This window comes from Pseudomonas sp. NPDC089407 (assembly GCF_044900445.1).
GTDB lineage: Bacteria > Pseudomonadota > Gammaproteobacteria > Pseudomonadales > Pseudomonadaceae > Aquipseudomonas.
Window position 1 is genome coordinate 1 of sequence record NZ_JBJDNB010000055.1, and the last position, 26,584, is coordinate 26,584.

The 26,584-nt window shown below is 62.2% G+C and carries 27 protein-coding genes; 18 read left to right on the plus strand and 9 right to left on the minus strand.

Annotated features, from left to right (window positions below):
• Nucleotides 1-254 precede the first annotated feature (254 nt).
• From ACI2KG_RS28105 to pdeM, 3 genes are all read left to right on the plus strand, one after another.
• A complete protein-coding gene (locus ACI2KG_RS28105; protein WP_404664138.1) occupies nt 255-1,370 on the plus strand; it encodes a succinylglutamate desuccinylase/aspartoacylase family protein in 1,116 nt (371 codons plus the stop codon).
• A gap of 67 nt (nt 1,371-1,437) precedes the next feature.
• Complete coding sequence (locus tag ACI2KG_RS28110; RefSeq protein ID WP_404664139.1) at nt 1,438-3,888, plus strand: ligase-associated DNA damage response DEXH box helicase; 2,451 nt, start codon at nt 1,438-1,440, stop codon at nt 3,886-3,888.
• 229 nt (nt 3,889-4,117) lie between these two features.
• Nucleotides 4,118-4,771, plus strand: coding sequence for a ligase-associated DNA damage response endonuclease PdeM (pdeM, locus tag ACI2KG_RS28115; RefSeq protein ID WP_404664140.1), 654 nt, complete (start codon nt 4,118-4,120; stop codon nt 4,769-4,771).
• Between the two features lie 6 nt (nt 4,772-4,777).
• Here pdeM and ACI2KG_RS28120 read toward each other — a convergent pair whose 3' ends face one another.
• Nucleotides 4,778-5,005: a hypothetical protein gene (locus ACI2KG_RS28120; RefSeq protein ID WP_404664141.1), complete on the minus strand. Its 228-nt coding sequence runs from the start codon at nt 5,003-5,005 to the stop codon at nt 4,778-4,780.
• 93 nt (nt 5,006-5,098) lie between these two features.
• Nucleotides 5,099-5,665 carry a dCTP deaminase gene (dcd, locus tag ACI2KG_RS28125; protein ID WP_050704036.1) on the minus strand — a complete coding sequence of 189 codons (567 nt, stop codon included), beginning with the start codon at nt 5,663-5,665 and terminating at the stop codon, nt 5,099-5,101.
• A gap of 327 nt (nt 5,666-5,992) precedes the next feature.
• Between dcd and ACI2KG_RS28130 the strand changes: the two genes are divergently transcribed.
• Nucleotides 5,993-6,202 (plus strand): cold-shock protein, encoded by a 210-nt coding sequence (locus ACI2KG_RS28130; RefSeq protein WP_003254922.1) that lies wholly within the window; start codon nt 5,993-5,995, stop codon nt 6,200-6,202.
• Nucleotides 6,203-6,388: 186 nt separating this feature from the next.
• Here the strand turns inward: ACI2KG_RS28130 and apbC are convergent, their stop codons facing one another.
• Nucleotides 6,389-7,483 (minus strand): iron-sulfur cluster carrier protein ApbC, encoded by a 1,095-nt coding sequence (apbC, locus tag ACI2KG_RS28135; RefSeq protein ID WP_012273870.1) that lies wholly within the window; start codon nt 7,481-7,483, stop codon nt 6,389-6,391.
• Nucleotides 7,484-7,640: 157 nt separating this feature from the next.
• Here apbC and metG point away from each other — a divergent pair, with 157 nt between their 5' ends.
• From metG to ACI2KG_RS28170, 7 genes are all read left to right on the plus strand, one after another.
• On the plus strand, nt 7,641-9,680 hold the full coding sequence (metG, locus tag ACI2KG_RS28140; RefSeq protein WP_400614913.1) for a methionine--tRNA ligase: 2,040 nt from the start codon (nt 7,641-7,643) through the stop codon (nt 9,678-9,680).
• A gap of 170 nt (nt 9,681-9,850) precedes the next feature.
• The gene (locus ACI2KG_RS28145; protein WP_404664142.1) at nt 9,851-10,399 is read left to right on the plus strand and encodes an Rnf-Nqr domain containing protein; all 549 of its coding nucleotides are present in this window, start codon (nt 9,851-9,853) and stop codon (nt 10,397-10,399) included.
• Nucleotides 10,396-11,370, plus strand: coding sequence for an RnfABCDGE type electron transport complex subunit D (locus ACI2KG_RS28150; protein ID WP_404664143.1), 975 nt, complete (start codon nt 10,396-10,398; stop codon nt 11,368-11,370). Before ACI2KG_RS28145 ends, ACI2KG_RS28150 begins: the two co-directional genes overlap by 4 nt.
• Nucleotides 11,367-11,969 carry an RnfABCDGE type electron transport complex subunit G gene (locus ACI2KG_RS28155; protein ID WP_404664144.1) on the plus strand — a complete coding sequence of 201 codons (603 nt, stop codon included), beginning with the start codon at nt 11,367-11,369 and terminating at the stop codon, nt 11,967-11,969. The genes ACI2KG_RS28150 and ACI2KG_RS28155 overlap by 4 nt, the downstream gene beginning before the upstream one ends.
• Nucleotides 11,962-12,486: an Rnf-Nqr domain containing protein gene (locus tag ACI2KG_RS28160; RefSeq protein WP_404664145.1), complete on the plus strand. Its 525-nt coding sequence runs from the start codon at nt 11,962-11,964 to the stop codon at nt 12,484-12,486. Before ACI2KG_RS28155 ends, ACI2KG_RS28160 begins: the two co-directional genes overlap by 8 nt.
• A 4-nt stretch (nt 12,487-12,490) precedes the next feature.
• Nucleotides 12,491-13,129 (plus strand): endonuclease III, encoded by a 639-nt coding sequence (gene nth, locus ACI2KG_RS28165; protein WP_400614901.1) that lies wholly within the window; start codon nt 12,491-12,493, stop codon nt 13,127-13,129.
• Nucleotides 13,130-13,233: 104 nt separating this feature from the next.
• Nucleotides 13,234-13,410: a PA3496 family putative envelope integrity protein gene (locus ACI2KG_RS28170; RefSeq protein ID WP_012273877.1), complete on the plus strand. Its 177-nt coding sequence runs from the start codon at nt 13,234-13,236 to the stop codon at nt 13,408-13,410.
• A 55-nt stretch (nt 13,411-13,465) separates the two neighbouring features.
• On the opposite strand, the gene ACI2KG_RS28175 is transcribed toward ACI2KG_RS28170, so the two are convergent.
• Nucleotides 13,466-14,089 (minus strand): response regulator, encoded by a 624-nt coding sequence (locus ACI2KG_RS28175; protein ID WP_400614897.1) that lies wholly within the window; start codon nt 14,087-14,089, stop codon nt 13,466-13,468.
• A gap of 364 nt (nt 14,090-14,453) precedes the next feature.
• Here ACI2KG_RS28175 and ACI2KG_RS28180 point away from each other — a divergent pair, with 364 nt between their 5' ends.
• Nucleotides 14,454-14,927, plus strand: a complete 474-nt coding sequence (locus ACI2KG_RS28180; protein WP_404664146.1) for a hypothetical protein — start codon at nt 14,454-14,456, stop codon at nt 14,925-14,927.
• 70 nt (nt 14,928-14,997) lie between these two features.
• Here the strand turns inward: ACI2KG_RS28180 and ACI2KG_RS28185 are convergent, their stop codons facing one another.
• Complete coding sequence (locus ACI2KG_RS28185) at nt 14,998-16,215, minus strand: argininosuccinate synthase (protein WP_110742796.1); 1,218 nt, start codon at nt 16,213-16,215, stop codon at nt 14,998-15,000.
• Between the two features lie 502 nt (nt 16,216-16,717).
• Nucleotides 16,718-17,683 carry an OmpA family protein gene (locus ACI2KG_RS28190; RefSeq protein ID WP_404664147.1) on the minus strand — a complete coding sequence of 322 codons (966 nt, stop codon included), beginning with the start codon at nt 17,681-17,683 and terminating at the stop codon, nt 16,718-16,720.
• A gap of 130 nt (nt 17,684-17,813) precedes the next feature.
• On the opposite strand from ACI2KG_RS28190, the gene pyrC reads away from it, so the two are divergent.
• Nucleotides 17,814-18,860: a dihydroorotase gene (pyrC, locus tag ACI2KG_RS28195; protein WP_404664148.1), complete on the plus strand. Its 1,047-nt coding sequence runs from the start codon at nt 17,814-17,816 to the stop codon at nt 18,858-18,860.
• 59 nt (nt 18,861-18,919) lie between these two features.
• On the plus strand, nt 18,920-19,531 hold the full coding sequence (gene rnt / locus ACI2KG_RS28200) for a ribonuclease T (protein ID WP_236548543.1): 612 nt from the start codon (nt 18,920-18,922) through the stop codon (nt 19,529-19,531).
• 134 nt (nt 19,532-19,665) lie between these two features.
• Here rnt and ACI2KG_RS28205 read toward each other — a convergent pair whose 3' ends face one another.
• Nucleotides 19,666-20,268: a peroxiredoxin gene (locus tag ACI2KG_RS28205; protein ID WP_012273884.1), complete on the minus strand. Its 603-nt coding sequence runs from the start codon at nt 20,266-20,268 to the stop codon at nt 19,666-19,668.
• Between the two features lie 224 nt (nt 20,269-20,492).
• Here ACI2KG_RS28205 and ACI2KG_RS28210 point away from each other — a divergent pair, with 224 nt between their 5' ends.
• Both ACI2KG_RS28210 and bfr read left to right on the plus strand, forming a co-directional pair.
• On the plus strand, nt 20,493-20,711 hold the full coding sequence (locus ACI2KG_RS28210; RefSeq protein WP_003254947.1) for a bacterioferritin-associated ferredoxin: 219 nt from the start codon (nt 20,493-20,495) through the stop codon (nt 20,709-20,711).
• A 199-nt stretch (nt 20,712-20,910) separates the two neighbouring features.
• The gene (gene bfr / locus ACI2KG_RS28215; protein WP_016488782.1) at nt 20,911-21,384 is read left to right on the plus strand and encodes a bacterioferritin; all 474 of its coding nucleotides are present in this window, start codon (nt 20,911-20,913) and stop codon (nt 21,382-21,384) included.
• Between the two features lie 57 nt (nt 21,385-21,441).
• Here the strand turns inward: bfr and grxD are convergent, their stop codons facing one another.
• Nucleotides 21,442-21,777 (minus strand): Grx4 family monothiol glutaredoxin, encoded by a 336-nt coding sequence (gene grxD, locus ACI2KG_RS28220; RefSeq protein ID WP_201202735.1) that lies wholly within the window; start codon nt 21,775-21,777, stop codon nt 21,442-21,444.
• Nucleotides 21,778-21,868: 91 nt separating this feature from the next.
• Nucleotides 21,869-23,977, minus strand: a complete 2,109-nt coding sequence (locus tag ACI2KG_RS28225; protein WP_404664149.1) for a molybdopterin-dependent oxidoreductase — start codon at nt 23,975-23,977, stop codon at nt 21,869-21,871.
• Nucleotides 23,978-24,362: 385 nt separating this feature from the next.
• Here ACI2KG_RS28225 and argF point away from each other — a divergent pair, with 385 nt between their 5' ends.
• Nucleotides 24,363-25,283: an ornithine carbamoyltransferase gene (argF, locus tag ACI2KG_RS28230; RefSeq protein WP_404664150.1), complete on the plus strand. Its 921-nt coding sequence runs from the start codon at nt 24,363-24,365 to the stop codon at nt 25,281-25,283.
• Entirely contained in the window at nt 25,280-26,389 is a 1,110-nt protein-coding gene (locus ACI2KG_RS28235; RefSeq protein ID WP_400614878.1) for an ABC transporter ATP-binding protein, read from the plus strand. Before argF ends, ACI2KG_RS28235 begins: the two co-directional genes overlap by 4 nt.
• The last annotated feature ends 195 nt before the right edge of the window (nt 26,390-26,584 follow it).

Sequence of the window (26,584 nt, forward strand, 5' to 3'; positions counted from 1 at the left end):
GGGTTGCCTTCTTCGCGGGACAAGCCCGCTCCCACAATGGCCATTGTTCTCTGCGAGACAGCGCAGCCCGGAAGGGCTGGGTGATCTCCCACAGGCTCAGCACCTACACAGAACCTGTGGGAGCGGGCAAGCCCGCGAAGAAGCCAACTCGGTGCCCAGGAAAACACCGATGGAGGCGCAAGGCCAAAAACTGTGCTTCTATCTGTGTGCCGACCCGTGTCGCAGACCGTTTTCGCCACGCAGCCAGGACCACCATGCACCATTCAACCCACGACCTGCTCTCACCCGTTCCGGGCATTACCCGCCAACTGCACAGTTTCCACTTCGGCCCCCGCGGTGGCGGCAAGGTCTACATCCAGGCCTCGCTGCATGCCGACGAGCTACCTGGCATGCTGGTGGCCTGGCACCTCAAGTGCCGCCTGGCTGAACTGGAACAGCAGGGCCGCCTGCAGCGCGAGATCATCCTGGTACCCGTGGCCAACCCGGTTGGCCTGGAACAGGTGCTGCTGGATGCGCCGCTGGGGCGCTTCGAACTGCAAAGCGGCGAGAACTTCAACCGCAATTTCGTCGACCTGTCGGACAGCATTGGCGACCAGATCGAAGAACACCTGAGCCAGGACCCGGCACACAACATTGCCCTGATCCGCGAATACCTGCGCCGGGGGCTGGACGCGCACCCGGCGCGCACGCCGCTGCAGGCCCAGCGCCTGATCCTGCAACGCCTGGCCTGCGATGCCGACCTGGTGCTGGACCTGCACTGCGACTTCGAAGCGGTCCAGCACCTGTACACCACCCCAGACGCCTGGCCACAGATCGAACCGCTGGCCCGCTACCTGGGCGCCCAGGCCAGCCTGCTGGCCACCGACTCGGGCGGGCAGTCGTTCGATGAATGCTTCAGCCTGGTCTGGTGGCAGTTGCAGCAACGTTTTGGCAAGCGCTTCCCGATTCCGCTGGGCTGCTGTTCGGTCACCGTCGAGTTGCGCGGCCAGGCCGACGTCAGCCATGGCCTGGCCAGCAAAGACTGCCAGGCAATCCTCGACTTCCTGACCCATGTGGGCGCTATCGAGGGCACCAGCCCCGCCTTGCCCGCCCTGCCCTATCCGGCCACGCCGCTGGCCGCCGTAGAGCCGGTGGCGACACCCTTGGGCGGGTTGCTGGTGTACCACGCCAAACCTGGCCAGCACCTGGAGGCCGGCCAGTTGATCGCCGAAGTCATCGACCCGCTCAGCGACCGGGTGACTGCCGTGCATAACAGCCAGCCCGGCCTGTTGTACGCGCGCAGCGTACGGCGCATGGCCACTGCCGGGATGGTCATCGCCCATGTGGCCGGCGACCAGGTTTGCCGCAGCGGCTACCTGCTGGGCAATTGATCCGGTAAAACCATCGCCGGCAGCAGGCGGTCTGTAGATGCACAGCCTTCGAAGGACCGCCCACCCTATGCCCCCTACCACCGACCTCGCCAATGCCTGGTTCGCCAAACGTGGCTGGAAACCTTTCGCCTTCCAACGACGGGTGTGGGCGGCGGTAGCGCGTGGCGAGTCCGGCCTGCTGCACGCCAGTACCGGTGCCGGCAAGACCTACGCGGTATGGCTTGCCGCACTCCGGGCATTCAAGGCGCTGCCCCAGGGGCGCCAGCCTGTGCCGTTGCAGGTGGTGTGGGTCACGCCCATGCGCGCACTGGCCGCCGACACCGCCCGCGCCTTGCAGGTGCCGCTCGATGAGCTGGCGCTGCCCTGGAGCGTTGGTGTGCGTAGCGGCGACACCGGCAGTGCCGAGCGCGCCCGGCAAGCCCGGCGCCTGCCCAGCGTGCTGGTCACCACGCCGGAAAGCCTGACCTTGCTGCTGACCCGGGCCCAGGCACGCGAGGATTTCGCCACACTGCGCCTGGTGGTGGTGGACGAATGGCACGAGCTGCTTGGCAACAAACGCGGGGTGCAATTGCAACTGGCCCTTGCGCACCTGCGCCACTGGCAACCCGGCCTGATGACCTGGGGCCTTTCCGCCACCCTCGGCAACCTGCAGCACGCGCTGGACGTGCTGCTGCCACAAGGCGGCCAGCTGGTACAGGGCCGCCAGGACAAGGCGCTGCAGGTCGACACCTTGCTGCCGGCAGCGATCGAGCGCTTCCCTTGGGCCGGGCACATGGGCCTGAAGATGCTCGCCCAGGTCAGCGAGGAAATCGATGCCAGTGCGAGCTGCCTGGTATTCACCAATACCCGTGCACAGGCCGAGCTTTGGTATCAGGCCCTGCTTGAAACCCGCCCGGACTGGGCCGGGCTGATTGCCTTGCACCATGCCTCGCTGGCCCGGGATACCCGCGACTGGGTCGAGCGCAGCCTCAAGCAGGGCAGCCTGAAAGCGGTGGTGTGCACCTCCAGCCTGGACCTGGGCGTCGACTTCCTGCCGGTTGAACGGGTGCTGCAAATCGGCTCGGCCAAGGGCATTGCCCGCCTCATGCAGCGTGCCGGTCGCTCAGGGCACGCGCCAGGGCGGCGCTCGCGGATCACCCTGGTCCCCACGCACAGCCTGGAGTTGGTGGAAGCTGCGGCGGCCCGCCAGGCACTGCAAGCCGGTCACATTGAAGCGCGCTTCTCACCACGGCTGTGCATGGACGTGCTGGTGCAGCACCTGGTCAGCATGGCCTTGGGCAATGGCTTTCGCCCCGAGCAATTGCTGGCCGAGGTGCGCAGCACTTGGGCTTTTGCCGAGTTGCACGACAGCCAATGGCAGTGGGCGCTGGATTTCGTCTGCCACGGTGGCAGTTCGCTGACTGCCTACCCGGACTACCAGCGCGTTGAACGCCAGGCCGACGGCGCGTACCGCGTGGCCAGCGAACGCCTCGCACGGCGCCACCGCATGGGCATCGGCACCATCGTCAGCGATGCCAACCTGCAATTGAAGTTCTGGAGCAAGGGGGGTGGGGGCAAGACGCTGGGCAGTGTCGAAGAAGCGTTCATCGCCCGCCTGCGGCCAGGCGATACGCTGGTATTTGCCGGGCGGGTACTGGAGTTGGTACGGGTGGAGAACATGACTGCCTACGTGCGTCGCAGCACGGCCCGCAAAGCGGCGGTGGCACGCTGGAATGGCGGGCGCATGCCGCTGTCCAGCGAGCTGGCCGATGCCGTGGTCGAGCAACTCGACGCGGCGGCGCATCACCGTTTTGACGGCCCGGAAATGCGTGCAGTGCGACCGTTACTGGCCTTGCAGGCACAGTGGTCGGCTTTGCCCACCACCGGCACGTTATTGGCCGAGACCTACAAATCCCGTCAGGGCTGGCATGTGTTCCTGTACCCGTTCGCCGGGCGCATGGCCAACCTGGGCTTGGCCAACCTTGTTGCCTGGCGGGTCAGCCGCGAGCAGCCTCTGTCAGTGTCGATTGCCGTCAATGACTACGGGTTTGAGCTGCTGAGCCCTGGCAATGTGGACTGGGCGACGCATTTGCCACGGGCACTGGGCACCGAACATCTGCTGGAGGACGTGCTGGCCAGCCTGAACGCAGGCGAGATGGCATTGCGGCGCTTTCGCGAGATCGCCCAGATTGCCGGGCTGGTGTTTGGTGGCTACCCGGCGGCACAGAAGAGCACCCGGCAGATCCAGGCGTCGAGTGGGCTGTTCTATGAGGTGTTTCGCAAGCACGATGCCGGCAACCAGCTGCTTGGCCAGGCGCGGGATGAGGTGTTGAGCGAGGAGCTGGAGATTGAGCGGCTGCGCCGGCAACTGCTGAAAATGGCTGGGTTGCGGCTGGACCTGCGCGAACTGAAGCGGCCGGGCCCGCTGGCGTTTGCCTTGCTGGTGGAGGGGATGCGCGAGACGTTGAGTACCGAGAAGCTGGCAGACCGGATTGCGCGGATGGTGGCGGAGCTTGAGCATGCGGCGGGTGGGGGATGATGTGATGTTTTTGAGATTTTTGGGGCTGCTTTGCAGCCCATCGCCGGCAAGCGCGGCTCCCACACGGAATGCGGCGGGTTTGCGGGCAGTGTTTTCTGCCGGACAGCTCAGCCTGGAAGGACTGGGTGATCTCCCACAGGGACAGCGACAGGCTCACGCCCTGTGGATATTCTGTGGGAGCTGGCTTGCCGGCGATGAGGCCGGTACAGACGATGAAAAGGCCGGCTGAATGAACAGTTATCAGACCATTGAACACTGCGGCCAGACACTCTGGCTGCTCCCCGACAAAGCCCTCTACTGGCCCGCCCACCGTGCACTGCTGGTAGCCGACGTGCACATCGGCAAAGCCGCCAGCTACCGTGCCCTGCACCAGCCGGTGCCACGTGGCACCACCGAGGCGACCCTCGCCCGCCTGGATGCCTTGCTGGAAGCGCACGACTGCGAACAACTGATCGTGCTGGGCGACTTCCTGCATGCACGCACAGCTCGAGCGCCTGCAACAATGGCCCGACTGCACGCCTGGCGGGAACGGCATGAACATCTGAAAATCGTGCTGATACGCGGCAACCACGACCGTAACGCCGGCGATCCGCCCACCTTGCTCGGCATCGAGGTCAAGGACGAACCTTGGCTGCTAGGCCCGTTTGCCCTGCAGCATGAACCCGAACCTCACCCGACACACCCCGTGCTGGCGGGCCATGTGCACCCGGTCTTCGTACTGCGCGGCAAGGCACGTCAGCGCCTGCGCCTGCCTTGCTTCCTGATGGATGAGCAGGTCAGCCTGCTTCCGGCATTCGGTGAATTCACCGGCGGCTGGGAAATCACCCCCAGCAGCACCAGCCAGGTGTACCTGACCGGTGCCGACCGCGTCTGGCCGCTGTAACAGCGTTCAGGCGACTGGCGCGGGAGGTGGCTCGTCCGGCAAGGTAGGCTCGCCAGGCTCCATGGGCGGTGTTTCACCCGGTTGCGGCGGTTGCGGGGTATCGGGACCAGGCTGGTGGGGCACGCCCCCCGCCTGCATCGGCAGCGGGTGCGCCAGCAGTGACCAGGGCAACAACCCGACGTGGTTGGGCTGCAGGCCTGCCAGCTTGGCACTGATTGCGGGATGGAGTTTCATTGGCTGCTCCTGACGGGGCCGATGCGCATCATGCGCACCAGCGTTACTCCGTTGGAGTGCCAAAGGCGCGGGTAATTCCCCGCGCTCGTCGGCTCAGGTGCGCGGCAGGGTGACGCCGCGCTGGCCCTGGTACTTGCCGCCGCGGTCCTTGTACGACACTTCGCACGCTTCGTCGGACTGCAGGAACAGCATCTGTGCCACGCCTTCGTTGGCGTAGATTTTTGCCGGCAGCGTGGTGGTGTTGGAGAACTCCAGCGTCACGTGGCCTTCCCACTCAGGCTCGAGCGGGGTGACGTTGACGATGATGCCGCAGCGGGCATAGGTGCTCTTGCCCAGGCAGATGGTCAGCACGTCACGCGGAATACGGAAGTACTCGACAGTGCGGGCCAGGGCGAACGAGTTTGGCGGAATGATGCACACGTCACTCTTGATGTCGACGAAGCTGCCGGCATCGAAGTTTTTCGGGTCGACGGTGGCCGAATTGATGTTGGTGAACACCTTGAATTCGTCGGCACAGCGCACGTCGTAGCCGTAGCTGGAAACGCCAAAGGAGATGACACGGCTGTCCTGCTCACCGCGCACCTGGCGCTCGACGAACGGTTCGATCATGCCGTGTTCCTGCGCCATGCGGCGAATCCACTTGTCCGATTTGATGCTCATGGCGGGTGTCCTGAGAGAGTTGCGTGGTAAAAATCGTGGTGCGCATCTTACCGGTCCCGGCGCCCAGGTTAAAGTTCCATGCCACATCCCGCGCCGGGCGGGGGCTGCAGCCGCCGTCGATCCGAATTTGCGTAAAGCGCCTTCAGACCATTGGCAGGTTGCGGAAAGTGGGGTAAGGTGGCGCCACTGTGCTGCACGTGACACCGAGAATCTCTAGTTTGATGCACGATCCTGATCGGCCCATCGCTGAATTTTCTGCTCTCTTTGCGCTCAGTCCCGGGCAGGGTTTTTCCTGACCGTTATCAAATTGTCCAAGGAGACAGAAAAATGTCCAACCGTCAATCCGGTGTTGTTAAGTGGTTCAACGATGAGAAAGGCTACGGCTTCATCACCCCTCAGTCGGGCGACGACCTGTTCGTGCACTTCAAAGCCATCCAAGCTGACGGCTTCAAAACCCTGAAAGAAGGCCAGGCTGTTACTTTCGTCGCTACCCGCGGCCAGAAAGGCATGCAGGCTGAAGAAGTTCAGATCGCCTAAGTCGATCTAGCTTTTTAGCTTTCAAAAAAACCCGCCTTCTGGCGGGTTTTTTTATGCCTGGCCGAAAGACCGAGCCAGCCTGTTCGCGGGTAAACCCGCTCCCACAGGGTCCGCGCGGTATTTGAAGGCTGCGCGATACCTGTGGGAGCGGGTTCACCCGCGAAGCAGGCGACTCGGTCTGACAGATCAATCTTCGCTGATGGTAATGCTCGGCATCGCCGGCGCCGCAGCTTCCTGCAACACGATCCGCGCCCCCACCTGACGGGCCAGTTCCTGGTAGACCATGGCAATCTGGCTTTCCGGCTCGGCAATCGCCGTCGGTTTGCCGCTATCGGCCTGCTCGCGGATCAGCATCGACAGTGGCAGCGACGCCAGCAGATCGACGCCATACTGGCTGGCCAGCTTCTCGCCACCGCCCTCACCGAACAGGTGCTCGGCATGACCACAGTTCGAGCAGATGTGCACGGCCATGTTCTCGACCACGCCCAGCACCGGGATGTTGACCTTGCGGAACATCTCCACGCCCTTCTTGGCATCCAGCAAGGCCAGGTCCTGCGGGGTGGTGACAATCACCGAACCGGCCACCGGCACCTTCTGCGCCAGGGTCAGCTGAATGTCGCCGGTGCCCGGTGGCATGTCGATCACCAGGTAATCCAGGTCGTCCCAGGCAGTCTGCGTCACCAGTTGCAGTAGCGCGCCGGAGACCATCGGGCCACGCCAGACCATCGGTGTATTGTCGTCGGTGAGAAACGCCATGGACATGACTTCCACGCCATGCGCCTTGATCGGTACAAACCACTTCTGCTCGCGTATCTGCGGCCGGGTGCCTTCAGCGATACCGAACATCACGCCCTGGCTGGGGCCATAGATGTCGGCATCAAGAATACCGACCCGCGCACCTTCGCGGGCCAGCGCCAGGGCCAGGTTGGCCGCGGTGGTCGACTTGCCGACGCCGCCCTTGCCCGAGGCCACGGCGATGATGTTCTTGACGTTGGCCATGGCCGGCACCTGGGCCTGAGCCTTGTGCGCCGCCACCACGCAGTCGATCGACACCTGGGCGCCGCTGACACCCTCAAGGTTGCCGATGGCGGTCTGCAGCACCTGGGCCCAGCCGTTCTTGAACAGCCCTGCGGCATACCCCAACTGCAACTGCACGCTGACCTGCCCGCCCTGGATATCGATAGCGCGCACACAACCGGCGCTGACCGGGTCCTGGTTCAGGTAGGGGTCGGTGTACTGGCGAAGCACGCCTTCGACGGCGGCACGGGTGACGGCACTCATGGAGACTCCCATTGGCAAACTGAATGTAAAACAGGCGCCTATCCTAACCCGTCAACCGTCAGCAGATGCGCATGCGGGGTGAAATATCTTCGCCAGCCCTTTATAGTGGCCGATCACCCTTATTTTTACCCCGAGCCAGATAAGTAGCCGAGCCACCATGTCCGAGCCACGTCAGATTCTCGTCACCAGCGCCCTGCCCTATGCCAATGGATCGATCCACCTTGGCCATATGCTGGAGTACATCCAGACGGACATGTGGGTGCGCTTCCAGAAGCTACGCGGCAACCAGTGCATTTACGTCTGCGCCGACGACGCCCACGGCTCGGCCATCATGCTGCGCGCCGAAAAGGAAGGCATCACCCCGGAACAGCTGATCGCCAATGTCCAGGCCGAGCACAGCAGCGACTTCGCCGATTTCCTGGTGGACTTCGACAACTTCCACTCCACCCACAGCGAAGAAAACCGCGAACTGTCGAGCCTGATCTACACGCGCCTGCGTGATGCCGGGCACATTGCCACCCGTTCGGTAACCCAGTACTTCGACCCGGAAAAGGGCATGTTCCTGGCCGACCGCTTCATCAAGGGCACCTGCCCCAAGTGCGCGGCTGAAGACCAGTACGGCGACAACTGCGAAAAATGCGGCGCCACCTACGCGCCTACCGAGCTGAAAAACCCCAAGTCGGCCATCTCCGGCGCCACGCCGGTACTGCGTGATTCGCAGCACTTCTTCTTCAAGCTGCCGGACTTCCAGGCCATGCTGCAGCAGTGGACCCGCAGCGGCACCCTGCAGGATGCGGTCGCCAACAAGCTGGCCGAATGGCTGGACTCGGGCCTGCAGGAGTGGGACATCTCCCGCGACGCGCCGTACTTCGGCTTTGAAATCCCGGGTGAGCCAGGCAAGTACTTCTACGTGTGGCTGGATGCACCCATTGGCTACATGGCCAGCTTCCAGAACCTTTGTGCACGCCGCCCGGAGCTGGACTTCGACGCGTTCTGGAACGAAGGCTCCAAGGCCGAGCTGTACCACTTCATCGGCAAGGACATCGTCAACTTCCACGCCCTGTTCTGGCCAGCCATGCTCGAAGGCGCGGGCTTTCGCAAGCCGACCGCCGTCAACGTGCACGGCTACCTGACCGTCAACGGCGCGAAGATGTCCAAGTCGCGCGGCACCTTCATCAAGGCCCGCACCTACCTGGATCACCTCCAGCCGGAATACCTGCGTTACTACTACGCGGCCAAGCTGGGCCGTGGCGTCGACGACCTGGACCTGAACCTGGAAGACTTCGTGCAGAAGGTCAACTCCGACCTGGTCGGCAAGGTGGTCAACATCGCCAGCCGCTGTGCCGGCTTCATTCACAAGGGCAATGAAGGCGTGATGGTCAGCGGTGATGCCGCGCCTGAGCTGACTGAAGCCTTCCTGGCGGCTGCCCCGTCCATCGCCGAAGCCTACGAGGGCCGTGACTTTGGCCGTGCCATGCGCGAAATCATGGCCTTGGCCGACCGCGCCAACGCCTGGATCGCCGACAAGGCACCGTGGTCGCTGGCCAAGCAGGAAGGCAAGCAGGACGAAGTACAGGCCATCTGCGCCCAGGGCATCAACCTGTTCCGCCAGCTGGTGATCTTCCTCAAGCCGGTACTGCCCCTGCTGGCTGCCGATGCCGAGGCCTTCCTCAACGTTGCCCCGTTGACCTGGAACGACCACCAGTCGCGCCTGGAAAACCACCCGCTGAACCCGTTCAAGGCACTGATGAGCCGCATCGAGCCAGCCAAGGTCGAAGCCATGGTCGCGGCCAGCAAAGAAGACCTGCTGGCGGCCGAAGCCAAGGCCCCGGCCGGCAACGGCGAGCTGACCAAGGACCCGCTGTCGGCGGAAATCGAATTCGACACCTTCGCGGCCGTCGACCTGCGCGTGGCGCTGATCGTCAAGGCCGAAGCCGTACCAGGCGCCGACAAGTTGCTGCAACTGACCCTGGACATTGGTGACGAACGCCGCAACGTGTTCTCCGGCATCAAGTCGGCCTACCCTGATCCGTCCAAGCTGGAGGGCCGCCTGACCATGATGGTAGCCAACCTCAAGCCACGCAAGATGCGCTTTGGGGTATCCGAGGGCATGGTCATGGCAGCCGGCCCTGGTGGCGAGGAGATCTACCTGCTGAGCCCGGACAGCGGCGCCAAGCCAGGCCAGCGCATCAAGTAAGCGTTCTTGCCGGGGTCTGCTTCGCAGCCCATCGCGACACAAGGCCGCTCCTACAGGGAACCGTGATCCCCTGCAGGAGCGGCCTTGTGTCGCGATAGGGCCGCAAAGCGGCCCCGGGGCCCTCACAGCAAACCCGGACAATCGCCCCGATTCCCGGCTATCGTCATCTCATGAATGACTACATCCTGGTACTGATCAGCGCCGCGCTGGTCAATCATCTGTGCCTCCACCAACAGCCTCTGCCTAGGCTGCACCTGCATGTCCACGGCTCGGCCTGCGCCCTGTGCATTGCCCTGGGTGTGATCGGCGCTCAGTTGCTGGCTCAAGGGGTGCTTGCACCGTTGCACATCCAGGACCTTGCCCTGTTCCTGTGGTTGCCCTGGCTGGCACTGCTCGCCTGGGGCATACCCTGGCTCCTGGCCAAATGGCGCCCGGCCTGGCCCGTAGCGGGGTTGCCAGCACTGCTGTCGAGCAACGCAGTAGCGCTGGGGCTGGCCCTGCAACAGGCCAGCGATGACAGCGCTTGGTCATCCACGCTACTGCAAGCCCTGCTGGCCGGCGCCGGCTTCTGGCTGGCACTGGCCTTGTTCGCCGACCTGCGCCAGCGCACCGAGCATGCCGACATCCCCGGCGTACTGCGCGGCCTGCCCATCGAACTGATCGGTGCCGGCGTGATGGCCATGGCATTTTCCGGTCTCAACGGGCTGTTCACCCAATGATCGCCCAAGCCGACCCGCAGCTACGTACCACCATGGGCCTGGTCTTGCTGGCCTGTCTGCCGGGTCTGCTCGCCCTGCTGTGGCTACATGGCTGGGGGGTTCTGCTGAACCTGTTGTTGTGCGCCAGTACGGCGCTGCTGTGTGAAGCCGCACTGCTGAAGCTGCGCGCCCAACCCTTGAGCGCAACGCTGAATGACGGCAGCGCTCTGGTAACTGCCGTGTTGCTGGCCGCCTCCCTTCCCACACTCGCACCCTGGTGGTTGCCAGTGGTCGCTACAGGCGTTGCCATCGGCATCGGCAAGCAGGCCTTCGGCGGCGTCGGGCGCAACCTGTTCAACCCGGCCATGGTCGGTTATGCCTTCGTACTGCTGAGCTTCCCGTTGCAGATGAACCATTGGCCAGGGCCGGTACCTGGCCTGCTCGACAGCGTTCAGCAGGTGTTCACTGGCGGCGATCAGATCGATGCCTGGGCCCGGCCGACGCTGCTCGACGGCCTGCGCCACAACCGCAGCCTGACCATTGACGAGCTGTTTGCCAGCCACCCTGGCTTCGGCAACATGGGTGGGCGCGATAGCGAATGGGTCAACCTGGCCTTTCTGCTGGGCGGCCTGTTCCTGCTGCAGCGCAAGGTGATCAGCTGGCATGCGCCGCTGGGCGTGCTGACAGGGCTGTTCGTTTTCAGCCTGTTGGGCTGGAACGGTTCGGGCTCGGACTCGAACGGCTCCCCCCTGCTGCACCTGTTCTCCGGTTCGACGATGCTGGCCGCGTTCTTCATTGCCACCGAGCCGGTATCCGGCCCCAGAAGTGCGTGGGCCAGGCTGTATTTCGGCCTTGGCGGCGGGCTACTGATCTACCTGATTCGCACCTGGGGTAGCTATCCGGAGGGTACCGCGTTCGCCATCCTGTTGATGAACCTGGTAGCCCCCACACTTGATCGCCTCGCCCTGCGGCACCAGCAGGCCGTTCGATGAGGCACCTGGCACGTGATGTGGGCCTGCTGCTGCTGACAACGGTACTGGCCGTAGCAGCCACTTTTGCATGGCGGCAATGGACCAGCCCGGCCATTGCCAGCGCCGAGAAGCAACTGCAAAGCCGCCAAAGGCTGGCAGTGCTGCCCGAAGGCAGTTATGACAACCAGCCGCTGGACAGGCCGTTACCAAGGCCCGCCGCACATCGGCCCAACAGCCGTATCCTGGCAGCGTACCGTGCCACGCTGGCAGGCAAGCCAAGCGCCATTATCCTGGTCACCCAGACACAGGGCTACAGCGGCCCGATCGTGCTCAGTGTCGCCATCGCCAATGACGGTCGGCTGATCGGCAGCCAAGTGGTCGAGCAACAGGAAAGCCCGGGGCTGGGCGCACGCCTGGGTGACCCGCAGTTGAAGTGGCTGGGGCAGTTCGCCAACCGCCAGCTGGGTGAACACTGGGCACTGAAGCGGGACCAGGGGGACTTTGACCAGTTGGCTGGTGCAACCGTGACCTCGCGCGCCGTCATCACCGCTTTGCAGGAGGCGCTGGGGTATTTTGATGAGCAGCGCAGCGTGCTGCTGAAGGGCAACGCAGATGAATAGGTTCTACCTGCTGGCCACAAGCCTGATCCCTCTGCTGGGTGCCACCCGCACACTGCGCGAGGGCGCCACCATCGGCCTGTGTACGGTAATCACAGTCGGCCTGCACCAACTGTTGATGGCCCCCCTGCGTCAGCGCCTGGCCAGTTGGGCCTATGTGCTCGCCAGCCTGCTACTGCTCGCAGCCCTGGCCAGCTGCCTGCAAATGGCCCTGCGTGCCTGGTGGTTGCCTATGGCACTTGCCCTTGGCCACTACCCCGCATTGTTGTGCCTGCAATGCCTTGCCTGCGACCACTTGCTGCCCTGCCAAGGCCGCTGGCGCCTGCTGGCAAGATACCTTTGCGCCGTTTTTGCAAGCTGCCTGCTGCTCGGTGCCAGCCGCCAATGGTTGGCCGAGTTTGCCGGCCTGCACCTGGCCAGCCTCGCGCCCGGTGCGCTGCTACTGCTCGGACTGCTGTTGGCCTTGTACAATCGCCTGCGTCCGGGCCCTGCCCACCCACGTCGTCAAGGAAAGTTCTGATTTCATGAATGCCGCCAAACGCCTGGAGATTTTTCGCAGGCTGCATGAAGACAACCCCGACCCCAAGACTGAACTGGCCTACACCACACCGTTCGAACTGCTGGTGGCGGTGACACTGTCTGCGCAATCCACCGACGTCGGGGTCAACAAGGCCACCGCCCGCCTGTTCCCCATCGCCAACACCCCGGAGGCTATCTATGCCCTGGGTGTCGAAGGCCTTAGCGAGTACATCAAGACCATCGGCTTGTACAACAGCAAGGCCAAAAACGTCATCGAAGCCTGCCGGTTGCTGATCGAGCTGCACGACAGCCAGGTGCCACAAACCCGCGAAGCCCTGGAGGCGCTGCCGGGTGTCGGTCGCAAGACGGCCAATGTGGTGCTCAATACAGCGTTCCGCCAACCGACCATGGCAGTGGATACGCATATTTTCAGGGTGAGTAACCGCACGGGTATCGCGCCCGGCAAAACAGTACTCGAAGTGGAAAAGAAACTGCTCAAGTTCGTGCCAAAAGATTACCTGCTAGACGCCCACCACTGGCTGATCCTGCACGGGCGCTATGTGTGCCAGGCGCGCAAGCCAAGGTGCGGCAGCTGCAGGATCGAGGATTTGTGCGAGTACAAGCACAAAACCTCCGACGATTGACGCGATAGCTGAAAACCGCTCTGGGCGATTGAAAAAATCTTTTTTACCAGCGTCTGCTTTCTGGTTATAAGGACGGCCAATGGCCCCTTGGCTTGGAGCGACTCATGAGTACCGATAAAGACGACCTGTCGATCGAAGATGATTTTGTTGCCGCAGACGATGACGCGGAGCCCCAGGTAGAAACCGCAAAGACCAACCTGAGCAAACGCCGCACCATCGACAACATGCTGGAAGAGCGGCGCTTGCAGAAGCAGCTGGCCGACTTCGACTACGACCTGTAACGCTAACCCTGTTATCTCGGCAAAGCCTCTGCGCGGACGCTACAAGGCTTGGCGCTCAGCTCAGGCCTTGTCGTTGCGCCAGCTCGATCAGGTCGACCAGCGACCGCGCATTGAGTTTGAGCAACAGGCGCGACTTGTAAGTACTGACCGTCTTGTTGCTGAGGTACATGCTGTCGGCTATTTCCTTGTTCGAACGCCCGCGCGCCAGCTGTTGCAGCACCGTCATTTCCCGTGCTGAAAGACGGTTGACCATATCCACCTCGCTACCTGCGCTCCTGCCGCGTGACGGATGCAGGGCCTGGTTGGGGAAGTAGCTGTAACCTGACAACACTGCCTTGATTGCGCTCAGCAGCTCGGTAAGTTCCTGCTGCTTGCACACGTAGCCCGCCGCCCCCGCCTGCATGCAGCGCATCGAAAAGTTGCCTGGGGCCTGCGATGTCAGCACCAATACCTTGCAGCGCGGGCTGAAGGCTGCCATGCGGGCAATCACCTCCAGGCCATCCAGTTTCGGGATACCGATATCTAGTACCACGATATCCGGCAGGTGTTGCCGTGTCAGCTGCAGTGCCGCTACCCCGTTGTCGGTCTCCGCCACGACTTCATACCCATGCCGCTCCATCAGCATGCGTACGGCAAGGCGTATGACCGGATGATCATCCACGATAAGCACTTTATTCATGCGATATCCATTCATTGTTGTGGCCTCGGCCCGCCAAGATAACCGACAGAAGGCCTGTTGGCGCGGCGATTTGCCGACGAAACTCATACGCAGACAAAACCTACAACATTTGCAGAAATTTCCTACGCCCCATTACTATCGTTGTAACAAGCCACTTCCTTATTACCGAAATGACGGTATCACCAGCCTGCAAAAAAACACCAGTTGATAAAAGACCGTCAGCTGCAGAGATATCCGACTCAAGCACGTTAAAAAAGAAGGCTGCATGGCCTGTTTGCGATTATTCCTCACCTGGAAAGCAGTCCAGTTTTAGTTGAGTAGTGCTGTAAGGTAATGATGGGCAAAACCGCTGGAGATGGCCCTCATGACTCAAGCACAACCTGTTGCCCCGCTGACGATCATTGCCATCTTCGCGGGGATTATCGAAGCCTCCGCCCTTGCCACACTGCCGTTTCTCAGCGAGTCCAGCCAAAAGCTGTACACCTGGTTCCTGGTAGGCTTTCCGTTTTTCCTGACCGCGTTGTTTTTCCTGACGCTGAATTTCAATTACAAGTCGTTCTACAGCCCGTCACCAGGCAGACCGGCACCCGACGGCGCGCCAACCCTGAGCAGTGCCCCCACACCTGCCGTGGTCCACAAAGGGTTGCCGGGCGAGCCCGTCACATTCATGTTCTCTGGCCCCGACGCCTATCACCTGATGGAACAGCATCTGTTGCATGCGCTTGCCCTACCGCCCGTGCCCTCACGCATATGGCGCTTCTGCAATCTGGATAAACGTCAATGTGCGCAATTGTCGATCAGCGCACTTGAAAGCGATGGCGTCACCCCGTCCAGTTGAAAGCCTTTGAATTCGAGCAGGCAATAAAAAACCCGGCTTGAGCCGGGTTTTTTATTGCACAAGCCAGCAATCAGAGCAGCGAACGGCCCTTGTTGGCAGCAATGCGCATACGCAGAGCGTTGAGCTTGATGAAGCCGGCAGCGTCCGCCTGATTGTAGGCGCCGCCATCTTCTTCGAAGGTAGCGATGTTGGCATCGAACAGCGAATCGTCCGACTTGCGGCCGACCACGGTGACGTTGCCCTTGTACAGTTTCAGGCGAACTACGCCATTCACGTTGACCTGCGAAGCGTCGATCATCTGCTGCAGCATCACGCGCTCCGGGCTCCACCAGTAGCCGGTGTAGATCAGGCTGGCGTATTTCGGCATCAGCTCATCTTTCAGGTGAGCGACTTCGCGGTCCAGGGTGATCGACTCGATGGCACGGTGCGCCTTGAGCATGATGGTACCGCCTGGCGTCTCGTAGCAGCCACGCGACTTCATGCCGACGTAACGGTTTTCGACGATGTCCAGGCGGCCGATGCCGTTGGCGCCGCCGATACGGTTAAGGTCGGCCAGAACGGTGGCCGGGGATTTCTCGACGCCGTCAATGGCAACGATGTCGCCGTTGCGGTAGGTGAGCTCGAGGTAGGTGGCCTGGTCCGGGGCGTTCTCAGGCGAGACGCTCCAGCGCCACATGTCTTCTTCGTGCTCGGTCCAGGTATCTTCCAGGACACCGCCTTCGTAGGAGATGTGCAGCAGGTTGGCATCCATCGAGTACGGCGACTTCTTCTTGCCGTGGCGCTCGATCGGAATACCGTGCTTCTCGGCGTAGTCCATCAGCTTCTCGCGGGACAGCAGGTCCCACTCACGCCATGGCGCGATCACTTTCACGCCTGGCTTCAGGGCGTAGGCGCCCAGCTCGAAGCGCACCTGGTCGTTGCCTTTACCGGTGGCACCATGGGAAATGGCATCAGCGCCGGTTTCATTGGCGATTTCAATCAGGCGCTTGGCGATCAGCGGACGGGCGATGGAAGTACCCAGCAGGTACTCGCCTTCGTAGACGGTGTTGGCGCGGAACATCGGGAACACGAAATCTCGCACGAATTCTTCGCGCAGGTCGTCGATGTAGATCTCTTTAACGCCCATTGCCTGGGCCTTGGCACGGGCCGGCTCGACCTCTTCGCCCTGACCCAGGTCAGCGGTGAAGGTCACCACTTCGCAGTTGTAGGTATCCTGCAGCCACTTGAGAATCACCGAAGTATCAAGGCCGCCGGAATACGCCAGTACGACCTTTTTTACGTCCGCCATGCCATCACTCCACGGGGTTGTACGGAAAGGGGTCGATTCTAACGACGTTGCGGATAAATTTACAGTGGGGCGACAGCTTCTGACGACAAAGCGACAGGAACTTTCAGCGGCGCGACGTGGTTTGGGGCTTGCCACAAGAGGTTCAGCGCCTGTGAGATCGAGCGCCGCCCGCGCGGCGCTTCGCGGGACAAGCCCGCTCCCACATCTGTTTCGGGCCAATCATTCCTGTGCCTTGTATGCGCGCACCCTGGGCGTATGCCTGGAGATTGATGAAAAGCCGCGGCGCCCCCTTCAATATCGAAGGGAACAAACAAGGCGGACAGAGGTGACCTCACAGGAATAATTGGCCTGAAACAGACTGTGGGAGCGGGCTTGCCCCGCGAAGCGCCGCGCGGGCGGCGCTCGATCTCACAGGCGCTGAAAATGTTGTGGCGAACACCTGTTCGCCTTGATACAGCCTCAAGGCATGCACCAACCAACCAATCAATCAATCAACCAGACCTCAGGGCGCTTTCGCCCCCGGCACGCCCGAGAGCGGAGCAGCAGCCGAACCGGCTGTGCCTGGCGCCGGCGCCGCCGGCTTCTCAACAGCCTTCTCCACCGGCTTCTCGACCACCACCACCCGCTCCAGCTCAATATTCACCCGCCGGTTCCGCGCCCGGTTCGCCGCACTGTTGTTCTTCGCCAACGGATACCGCTCACCATGGAAGCGCACGGTAATCTGCGCGTCCGCCACGCCATGGGCCTTGAGGTAATCGGCTACCGACAACGCGCGGCGGCGCGACAGGTCGCGGTTGGTCAGGCGGTTGCCGCTGTTGTCGGAATGGCCATTGAGCTCGATATGGTTAACCGTGGGGTCGGCCTTCATGTAATCGAGGATCACGTCCAACCTTGCCTTGGCCGCGTCATCCAGCTCGATTCCGCCCCCGGGGAAGCCGACCTGGGTCTGGCGTACCTGGTCGTAGTTCATCGGCAGCAGCTTGGCGGCACAGACCAGGAAGTCACTATAGGCCTTGGCGAAACTGACCGGCAAAACCCGGACTTCCATCGGCCTGCCTGCCTCGCCGGTGTAATTGCGCACCACCGTGCTGCGGCCATCGAGCAAGCCGTTGATCAGGCGGCTGGCCTGGCCTTGGGACGAGTTGAACAGCACACCGGTGCGGGCCAGGCGCACGCTGCCCAGGTTGATGTCGCCACGCCCGGGCTGCCAAGGCGCGGCGGCCGCCAGCAGGCTGGCGCTGCCGGCACCCAGTACGTTGCTGCCCGAGCGCAGCTGAAATACCGGCTGCTCGCCCGCCCGGCGCACGAACTCACCGCTGCCAAAACCGTCGATCGGCTGGATCAGGCGGCATTCAAACGGGTCACCCTCGACCTTCCAGGCAATGTTTTCCATGCGCGTCTGGAAAGTCAGTGCGCCGGCCGGGAGGCTGGCGAACAAGGTCAACAGGGCTAGGTAACGCTGGCGCACGGGCGGCTCCACAAATTCTGACGGCTTACCTGCAGGCTATCGGACGCCGCCCGCAAAACTTGATAGCCGCACTCGCCCTTGGGTTTTCCGGTAGTATTGGCGCTTGAGTTCGACCCGCCTGGAATCCCCAATGTCCGATCGCCTGACCCTCCTGCGCCCCGACGACTGGCACATCCATCTGCGCGATGGTGCCGTCCTGCCCCACACCGTTGCCGACGTGGCGCGTACCTTCGCCCGTGCCATCATCATGCCCAACTTGGTGCCACCGGTGCGCAATGCCGCCGAAGCCGGCGCTTACCGTGAGCGCATCCTTGCCGCCCGCCCGGCCGGCAGCCGCTTCGAGCCGCTGATGGTGCTGTACCTCACCGACCGTACCAGCCCCGAGGACGTGCGTGCGGCCAAGGCCAGCGGCATCGTGTACGCCGCCAAGCTGTACCCTGCCGGCGCCACGACCAACTCCGATTCGGGCGTAACCAGCATCGACAACATCTTCCCGGCCATCGAGGCACTGGCGGAAGTTGGCATGCCTCTGCTGGTGCATGGTGAAGTGACGCGCAGCGAGATCGACGTGTTCGACCGCGAGAAGCGCTTCATCGATGAACACATGCGCCGTGTGGTCGAGCGTTTCCCGACGCTGAAGGTGGTGTTCGAACACATCACCACCAGCGATGCCGCGCAGTTCGTTACCGAGGCCCCGGCCAACGTCGGCGCGACCATCACCGCCCAGCACTTGCTGTACAACCGCAACCACATGCTGGTTGGCGGCATTCGCCCGCACTTCTACTGCCTGCCTATCCTCAAGCGCAACACCCACCAGGTGGCGCTGCTGGACGCGGCCACCAGCGGCAACCCGAAGTTCTTCCTCGGCACCGACTCGGCGCCGCACGCCCGTCACGCCAAGGAAGCTGCCTGCGGTTGTGCCGGTTGCTACACCGCCTATGCGGCCATCGAGATGTACGCAGAAGCGTTCGAGCAGCGCAACGCGCTGGACAAGCTGGAAGGTTTTGCCAGCCTGCACGGCCCGGCCTTCTATGGCCTGCCGGCCAACACCGACAGCATTACCCTGGTCCGCGAAGAATGGACCGCTCCGGACAGCCTGCCATTTGGCGAGCAGACCGTAGTTCCGCTGCGCGCCGGGGAAAAACTGCGCTGGCGCCTGCTGGAGGAAAACGCGTGAGCGAAGACCTGTACGAAGACGACCTGGACACCCAGGGCAGTAGCGGTTCACGCCACCCGATGGCCGAGCGCTTCCGTGGCTACCTGCCGGTAGTGGTGGATGTGGAGACCGGTGGTTTCAACAGCGCCACCGACGCGCTGCTGGAAATTGCCGCCGTCACCATTGGCATGGACGAGAAAGGCTTCCTGTTCCCCGAGCACACCTACTTCCACCGGGTGGAGCCATTCGAGGGTGCCAATATCGAGCAGGCCGCGCTGGAGTTCACCGGGATCAAGCTGGACCACCCGCTGCGCATGGCCGTCAGTGAGGAAAGCGCGCTGACCGACATCTTCCGTGGCGTGCGCAAGGCGCTCAAGGCCAATGGCTGCAAACGGGCGATTCTGGTCGGCCATAACAGCAGCTTCGACCTGGGCTTCCTCAATGCCGCCGTGGCGCGCAATGACCTGAAGCGCAACCCGTTCCACCCGTTCTCCAGCTTCGACACCGCCACCCTGGCCGGCCTGGCGTATGGCCAGACCGTGCTGGCGCGGGCCTGCCAGAGCGCCGACATCGACTTCGACGGGCGTGAAGCGCACTCGGCGCGTTATGACACCGAGAAGACGGCCGAGCTGTTCTGCGGCATCGTCAACCGCTGGAAAGAGATGGGCGGCTGGCGCGACTTCAACGACTAGAAGCTGCAAGCTGCAAGCTGCAAGCTGCAAGAAAAAGCAGGCCGCATGCGCTCGGTTCTTCTTGGAGCTTGTAGCTTGAAACTTGAAGCTAAAAAAACCGGCCACCAGGGCCGGTTTTTTTATGCACGCAGCAATTACAGCTTGCCAGCGTTCTCGCTCAGGTAGGCTGCAACGCCTTCTGGCGAAGCGTTCATGCCTTTGTCGCCTTTTTTCCAGTTGGCAGGGCAGACTTCGCCGTGCTCTTCGTGGAATTGCAGGGCGTCTACCAGGCGCAGCAGCTCGTCCATGTTACGGCCCAGTGGCAGGTCGTTGATGATCTGCGAACGGACAACACCGTTGGTGTCGATCAGGAAGGCGCCACGGAAGGCTACGCCGCCTTCGGACTCTACGTCGTAGGCTTTGCAGATTTCGTGGGTCATGTCGGCAGCCAGGGTGTATTTCACCTGACCGATACCGCCGTTGTTGACCGGGGTGTTACGCCAGGCGTTGTGGGTGAAGTGCGAGTCGATCGACACGCCGATCACTTCCACGTTGCGCGCCTGGAAGTCAGGAATGCGGTTGTCCAGGGCGATCAGCTCGGACGGGCAGACAAAGGTGAAGTCCAGCGGGTAGAAGAACACCAGGCCGTACTTGCCCTTGATGGCCGAGGCCAGGTTGAAGCTGTCGACGATCTCGCCATTGCCCAGCACGGCCGGGACGGTGAAATCGGGGGCTTTCTTACCAACGAGTACGCTCATTGTAATCTCCTGATGAGGGTGAAAAACCGTTTGCCGGGCCAGACGGGCTTGCCCGACATCCAACAAAGGCCGACCATCATACACGGCTTCTGATGACAGGCCGAATCCAACAATCGGGCAACCGCCGGTCGCTCAAGCACGGCCCTTTCAGAAAGTCCTTTGACAAGCATTCTCATTAACATTAAGCTCCACCCATCGACTCAAACCAGCGATGGTCAGCCCTTATGTATGTGTGTCTTTGTGTCGGCGTTACCGACGGACAGATCCGCGATGCGATCTATGAAGGATGCTGCAGTTACAAGGAAGTGCGAGCCGCCACCAACGTCGCCAGCCAGTGTGGCAAATGCGCCTGCGTGGCCAAGCAGGTGGTCCGCGAGACCCTGACCGAGCTTCAGGTCAGCCAGGCAGCCCTGCCCTACCCTGTAGAATTTACCGCCGCCTGAAAGCCAGAATTTCAAGAACCGGACCTAGCGTCCGGTTTTTTTATGCCCGAAATTCAATAAGTTAGCGTTCCAACGCGGTTCACAAACATTCTTATTCCTATTAATTTTCACTTATTATTCAAGAACTTAGGTTTGACACACCTAAGTATCGGGCTCAAACTTCCGGGTATTGGCACACTTCTACAGGGCAGGAACCCAAATGAAAGGCGACGTAAGCGTCATCCAGCATCTCAACAAGATCCTCGGAAACGAGCTGGTCGCGATCAACCAGTACTTCCTGCACGCACGCATGTACGAAGATTGGGGCCTGAATAAACTCGGCAAGCACGAGTACAAGGAATCGATCGACGAGATGAAGCACGCTGACAAATTGATCAAGCGTATTCTCTTCCTCGAAGGCATCCCCAACGTTCAGGACCTGGGCAAGCTGCTGATTGGCGAGCACACCAAGGAAATGCTCGAGTGCGACCTGAAACTCGAGAAGAAAGGCCTGGCCGATCTCAAGGCTGCCATCGCCCATTGCGAAACCGCTGGCGACTTCGGCTCGCGTGACATGCTTGAAGATATCCTCGAGTCCGAAGAAGAGCACATTGACTGGCTGGAAACCCAGTTGGGGCTGATCGACAAGATCGGTATCGAGAACTACCTGCAGTCGCAGATGGGCGAAGAATAAATACTCGCCATATAAAAAAACCCGCGATCAGCGGGTTTTTTCATGCTTGCCAGAAGCTCAGGCTTCGGAAGCTTTGGCCTTGGCAGCAGCGTCCTTGATCAGGGTCTGCAGCTCGCCGTTCTGGAACATTTCCAGCATGATGTCGCTGCCGCCAACCAGTTCACCGGCTACCCACAGCTGCGGGAAGGTCGGCCAGTTGGCGTATTTTGGCAGGTTGGCGCGGATTTCCGGGTTCTGCAGGATGTCGACGTAGGCGAACTTTTCGCCACAACCCATCACAGCCTGCGACGCCTTGGCCGAGAACCCGCACTGCGGGGCATTCGGCGAGCCTTTCATGTAAAGCAGAATGGTGTTGTTGGCAATCTGCTCTTTGATCGTATCGATGATATCCATCTAGCACCTCAGCTGAACTTTCCGACGCGGTCGTCGGCACGGTGACGCATTGTAACGGAAAGCCGAGCAGCATGCTCGGCCTTACCGTTCCTCACGCGGCCTCTACCTGCACGGGCACGCCATTGAGCGCAGCGTTGCCAGAGACCTGGTCGCGCAAGCGCTCATCGGTGAGGTCGTTGGCACTGATGCCCGGCTGCGCCTGGGCAATCTGCAGGTGCACACCGTGACGAGCATGGCCGAAGCCATGGGGCAGGCTGACCACACCCGGCATCATGTCCTCGCAGGCCTGCACTTCCACTTCCAGTTCGCCCGTACGCGAGCGGATACGCACCCGCTGGCCGTCCTGCAACTGCCGCTGCTGGAGGTCTTGCGGGTGCATCAGCAATTGGTGGCGTGGCTTGCCTTTGACCAGGCGATGGAAGTTGTGCATCCACGAGTTGTTGCTGCGCACATGGCGACGGCCGATCAGCAGCAGTTCGCCCGGCACCGGTGGTGCTTGTTGTGCCAGACGCTGCAGGTCGTCCAACAGTAGCTGGGGCGCCGCTTCAACAGCCTGGCTGGCAGTGGCCAGCCGTGCAGCGAGGTTGGCGCGTAACGGCCCGAGGTCCAGACCATGGGGGTAGCCGTCCAGTGTCGCCAGCGAAAGTTGCCACGGCGTTGCCTCCCCGTAGCGCCCTTTGCGCAGGGCCATATCGATCATCTGCGCGGGCGCCCAGGTCGGTTTCAATTCCAGCTCGGCACGCTTGGCGAACGCTTGCGCCAGGCCGACGAAGATTTCCCAGTCGTGCAGCGCCCCTTGCGGCTTGGCCAGGACCGCCCGGTTGAAGCGTGTGACGTTACGCACGGCCAGCAGGTTGAAGGTGCTGTCGTAGTGGTCGTTTTCCAGCGCCGAGGTGGAGGGCAGGATCAGGTCGGCATGGCGAGTGGTTTCGTTGATGTAGAGGTCGATGCTGAGCATGAATTCCAGCCCCTCCAACGCCGCATCCAGCTGACGGCCGTTAGGCGTGGACAGCACCGGGTTGCCGGCCACGGTCACCAGCGCCCGCACCTGCCCTTCGCCGGGGGTGAGCACTTCTTCGGCGAGCGCCGCCACCGGCAGCTCGCCGCCGTATTCGGGCAAGCCCGACACGCGGCTCTGCCAGGCGTTGAAATGGCCACCTGAGGTGGTCGCCACCAGGTCGACAGCAGGTTCCGTGCACAACGCGCCGCCTTCACGGTCGAGGTTGCCGGTCACCAGGTTGATCAGTTGCACCATCCAGTGGCACAGAGTGCCGAAAGCCTGGGTCGAGATGCCCATGCGCCCATAGCACACGGCCTTGTCGGCAGCGGCGAAATCCCGTGCCAACTGGCGGATCTCAGTGGCTGCGATGCCACAATGCGCACTCATGGCTTCGGCGCTGAATGGCGCAATGGCCTCCCGTACCTGCTGCAGGCCACTGACCGCCAAGTGCGAACCACGCGCCAGGCCTTCTGCGAACAAGGTGTTGAGCACGCCGCACAACAGGGCCGCATCGCCACCGGGGCGGATGAACAGATGGCTGTCTGCCATGGCTGCCGTTTCGCTACGCCGAGGGTCAACCACCACTAGCCGCCCGCCCCGCGCCCGCAGGGCCTTGAGGCGCTTTTCCACGTCTGGCACGGTCATGATGCTGCCGTTGGAGGCCAGCGGGTTGCCGCCCAGGATCAGCATGAAGTCGGTATGGTCGATGTCCGGGATCGGCAGCAACAGACCGTGGCCATACATCAGGTGGCTGACCAGGTGCTGCGGCAACTGGTCCACCGAGGTGGCCGAGAAGCGATTACGGGTTTTCAGCAGGCCGAGGAAGTAGTTGCTGTGGGTCATCAACCCATAGTTGTGCACGCTCGGGTTACCTTGGTACACCGCCACGGCATTGCGCCCATGGGCTTGCTGGACCGCCCACAACTTTTCGGCAGCCAGGGCGAAGGCTTCATCCCAGCCAATGGCCTGCCATTGCTCACCTGTTCGTTTGTGCGGCTGGCGCAGGCGATCAGGGTCGTTCTGGATGTCCTGCAAGGCCACGGCCTTGGGGCAGACATGGCCGCGGCTGAACGGGTCCTGGGGGTCACCCTTGATCGAACTGATCAACGCCCGCCCGTCGTCTTCGTGGCTGACTTCGATGTTCAACCCGCAAATCGCTTCGCACAGGTGACAGGCACGGTGATGCAGGGTCTTGGTCATGGCCGCCTCTGCCTTGTTGTGGTGAAGAGTTGTGAAACGGTGACTATGCGCCCCGCCCCTCTCCCCTGCCAGCGCGCTTCGCCGCGTGAATCCACCGACATCAGGCGCACGATTTGCGACGGCCATTTGCCAAATTGCCAGCAAGCCGTGTACAACCCTGTGTAGCAAATAAAAAACAGCACGGGCCGACGGGTAAAGACACCCTTTGCAACACCCTTTGCGATCAGGCCGCTGTTTCCCCCCTTGGCTTCAGGCGACATTTACTTATAGTATTGCGCCTTTCCCTATTTCGTCCGCCCCGTGCGGCTTACGCCGCAGGTCACTCCCGTTGTCAAAAAAAACCATACGGTCGACCTGCATACCGTTGCAGATAAGGTAGTCAATCATGAGCGCTAGGCACTTTCTCTCCCTGCTGGACTTCACCACCGACGAATTGCTCGGGGTGATCCGCCGCGGCATCGAGCTGAAGGACCTGCGCAAACGAGGCGTGCTGTTCGAACCACTGAAGAACCGCGTGCTGGGCATGATCTTCGAAAAGTCCTCGACCCGTACCCGCGTGTCGTTCGAGGCCGGCATGATTCAGCTCGGTGGCCAGGCCATCTTCCTGTCGCCGCGCGACACCCAGCTGGGCCGTGGCGAGCCGATCGGCGACAGCGCCATCGTGCTGTCGAGCATGCTCGACGTGGTGATGATCCGTACTCACGCCCACAGCACCCTGACCGAGTTCGCCGCCAAATCACGCGTGCCGGTGATCAACGGCCTGTCCGACGAGTCACACCCGTGCCAGCTGCTGGCCGACATGCAGACCTTCCTTGAGCACCGCGGCTCGATCCAGGGCAAGACGGTGACCTGGATCGGCGATGGTTTCAACATGTGCAACTCCTATATCGAGGCCGCCAGGCAGTTCGACTTCCAACTGCGCATTGCTTGCCCTGAAGGCTACGAGCCGGATCAGCGTTTCATGGCGCTGGGCGGCGACCGCGTGCAGATCATCCGCGACGCCAGGGAAGCAGTGCGTGATGCACACCTTGTGGTCACCGATGTCTGGACTTCCATGGGCCAAGAGGAGGAAACTGCACGGCGCCTGGCGCATTTCGCGCCTTACCAGGTCACCCGCGAATTGCTTGACCTGGCGGCACCCGATGTCCTCTTCATGCACTGCCTGCCCGCCCACCGTGGTGAGGAAATCAGCCAGGACCTGCTCGACGACCCACGTTCGGTCGCCTGGGACGAGGCTGAAAACCGCCTGCATGCACAGAAGGCGCTTCTCGAATTCCTTGTAGAACCGGCTTACCACCACGCATGAGTCAACCCCTACTGCTCAACCTGCGCAACCTCGCCTGCGGCTACGGCGACCAGCGCATCGTCCAGAACCTCAACCTGCACCTGAATGCAGGCGACATTGGTTGCCTGCTGGGTTCATCCGGCTGCGGCAAGACCACCACCCTGCGCGCCATCGCCGGTTTCGAGCCGGTGCACGACGGTGAAATCCAGCTGGCGGGCGAGGTCATTTCCCGCGCCGGCTTCACCTTGGCCCCGGAGAAGCGTCGCATCGGCATGGTGTTCCAGGACTATGCGCTGTTCCCGCACCTGACCGTGGCGCAGAACATTGCCTTCGGCATTGCCAAGCACCCACGCCAGGCCGCTGTCATCGAAGAGATGCTCGAGCTGGTCAAGCTGGGCGGCCTGGGCGGGCGTTATCCGCATGAACTGTCCGGCGGCCAGCAGCAACGGGTCGCCCTGGCCCGTGCACTGGCGCCCGAGCCACAGCTGCTGCTGCTCGACGAGCCGTTCTCCAACCTCGATGTGGAGCTGCGTCGTCGCTTGAGCCATGAGGTGCGCGATATCCTCAAAAGCCGTGGCACCAGCGCCATCCTGGTCACCCATGACCAGGAAGAAGCCTTTGCCGTCAGCGACCAGGTCGGGGTGTTCAAGGAAGGCCGCCTGGAGCAGTGGGACACGCCGTACAACCTGTACCATGAGCCGCAGACACCGTTCGTGGCCAGCTTCATTGGCCAGGGTTACTTCATCCGCGGCCAGATGAGCAGCCACGAGGCGGTCAATACCGAACTGGGTGAACTGCGCGGTAACCGTGCTTACATCATGGCGCCGGGCAGCTCGGTAGACGTGCTGCTGCGCCCGGACGATATCGTGCATGCAGCGGACAGCCCGCTACGGGCGAGCGTTGTCGGCAAGAGTTTCCTTGGCGCTTCGACCTTGTACCGCCTGCAACTGCCGACCGGCAGCCAGCTGGAAGCGATCTTCCCGAGCCATAACGACCATGAGGTGGGTGCGGATGTAGGGATCGCGGTGAAGGCAGACCACCTGGTGCTGTTCCCGGTGCCGGGCAGTGTGGCGGCGCAGTTGACGCGGCAGGAGAATGGGGTTCGTCGGTACAGTTCGGCGACCTGATTAGGAATATTGGGGCCGCTTTGCGGCCCGTCGCCGCGGTTCGTCGCCACGACAAGCCAGCTCCCACAGGTATCGCGCTGCTTCCATGGCCTGTGGTGATCCTGTGGGAGATCACCCAGCCCTTCCGGGCTGCGCTGTCTCGCAGAGAACAATGGCCATTGTGGGAGCGGGCTTGTCCCGCGAAGAAGGCAACCC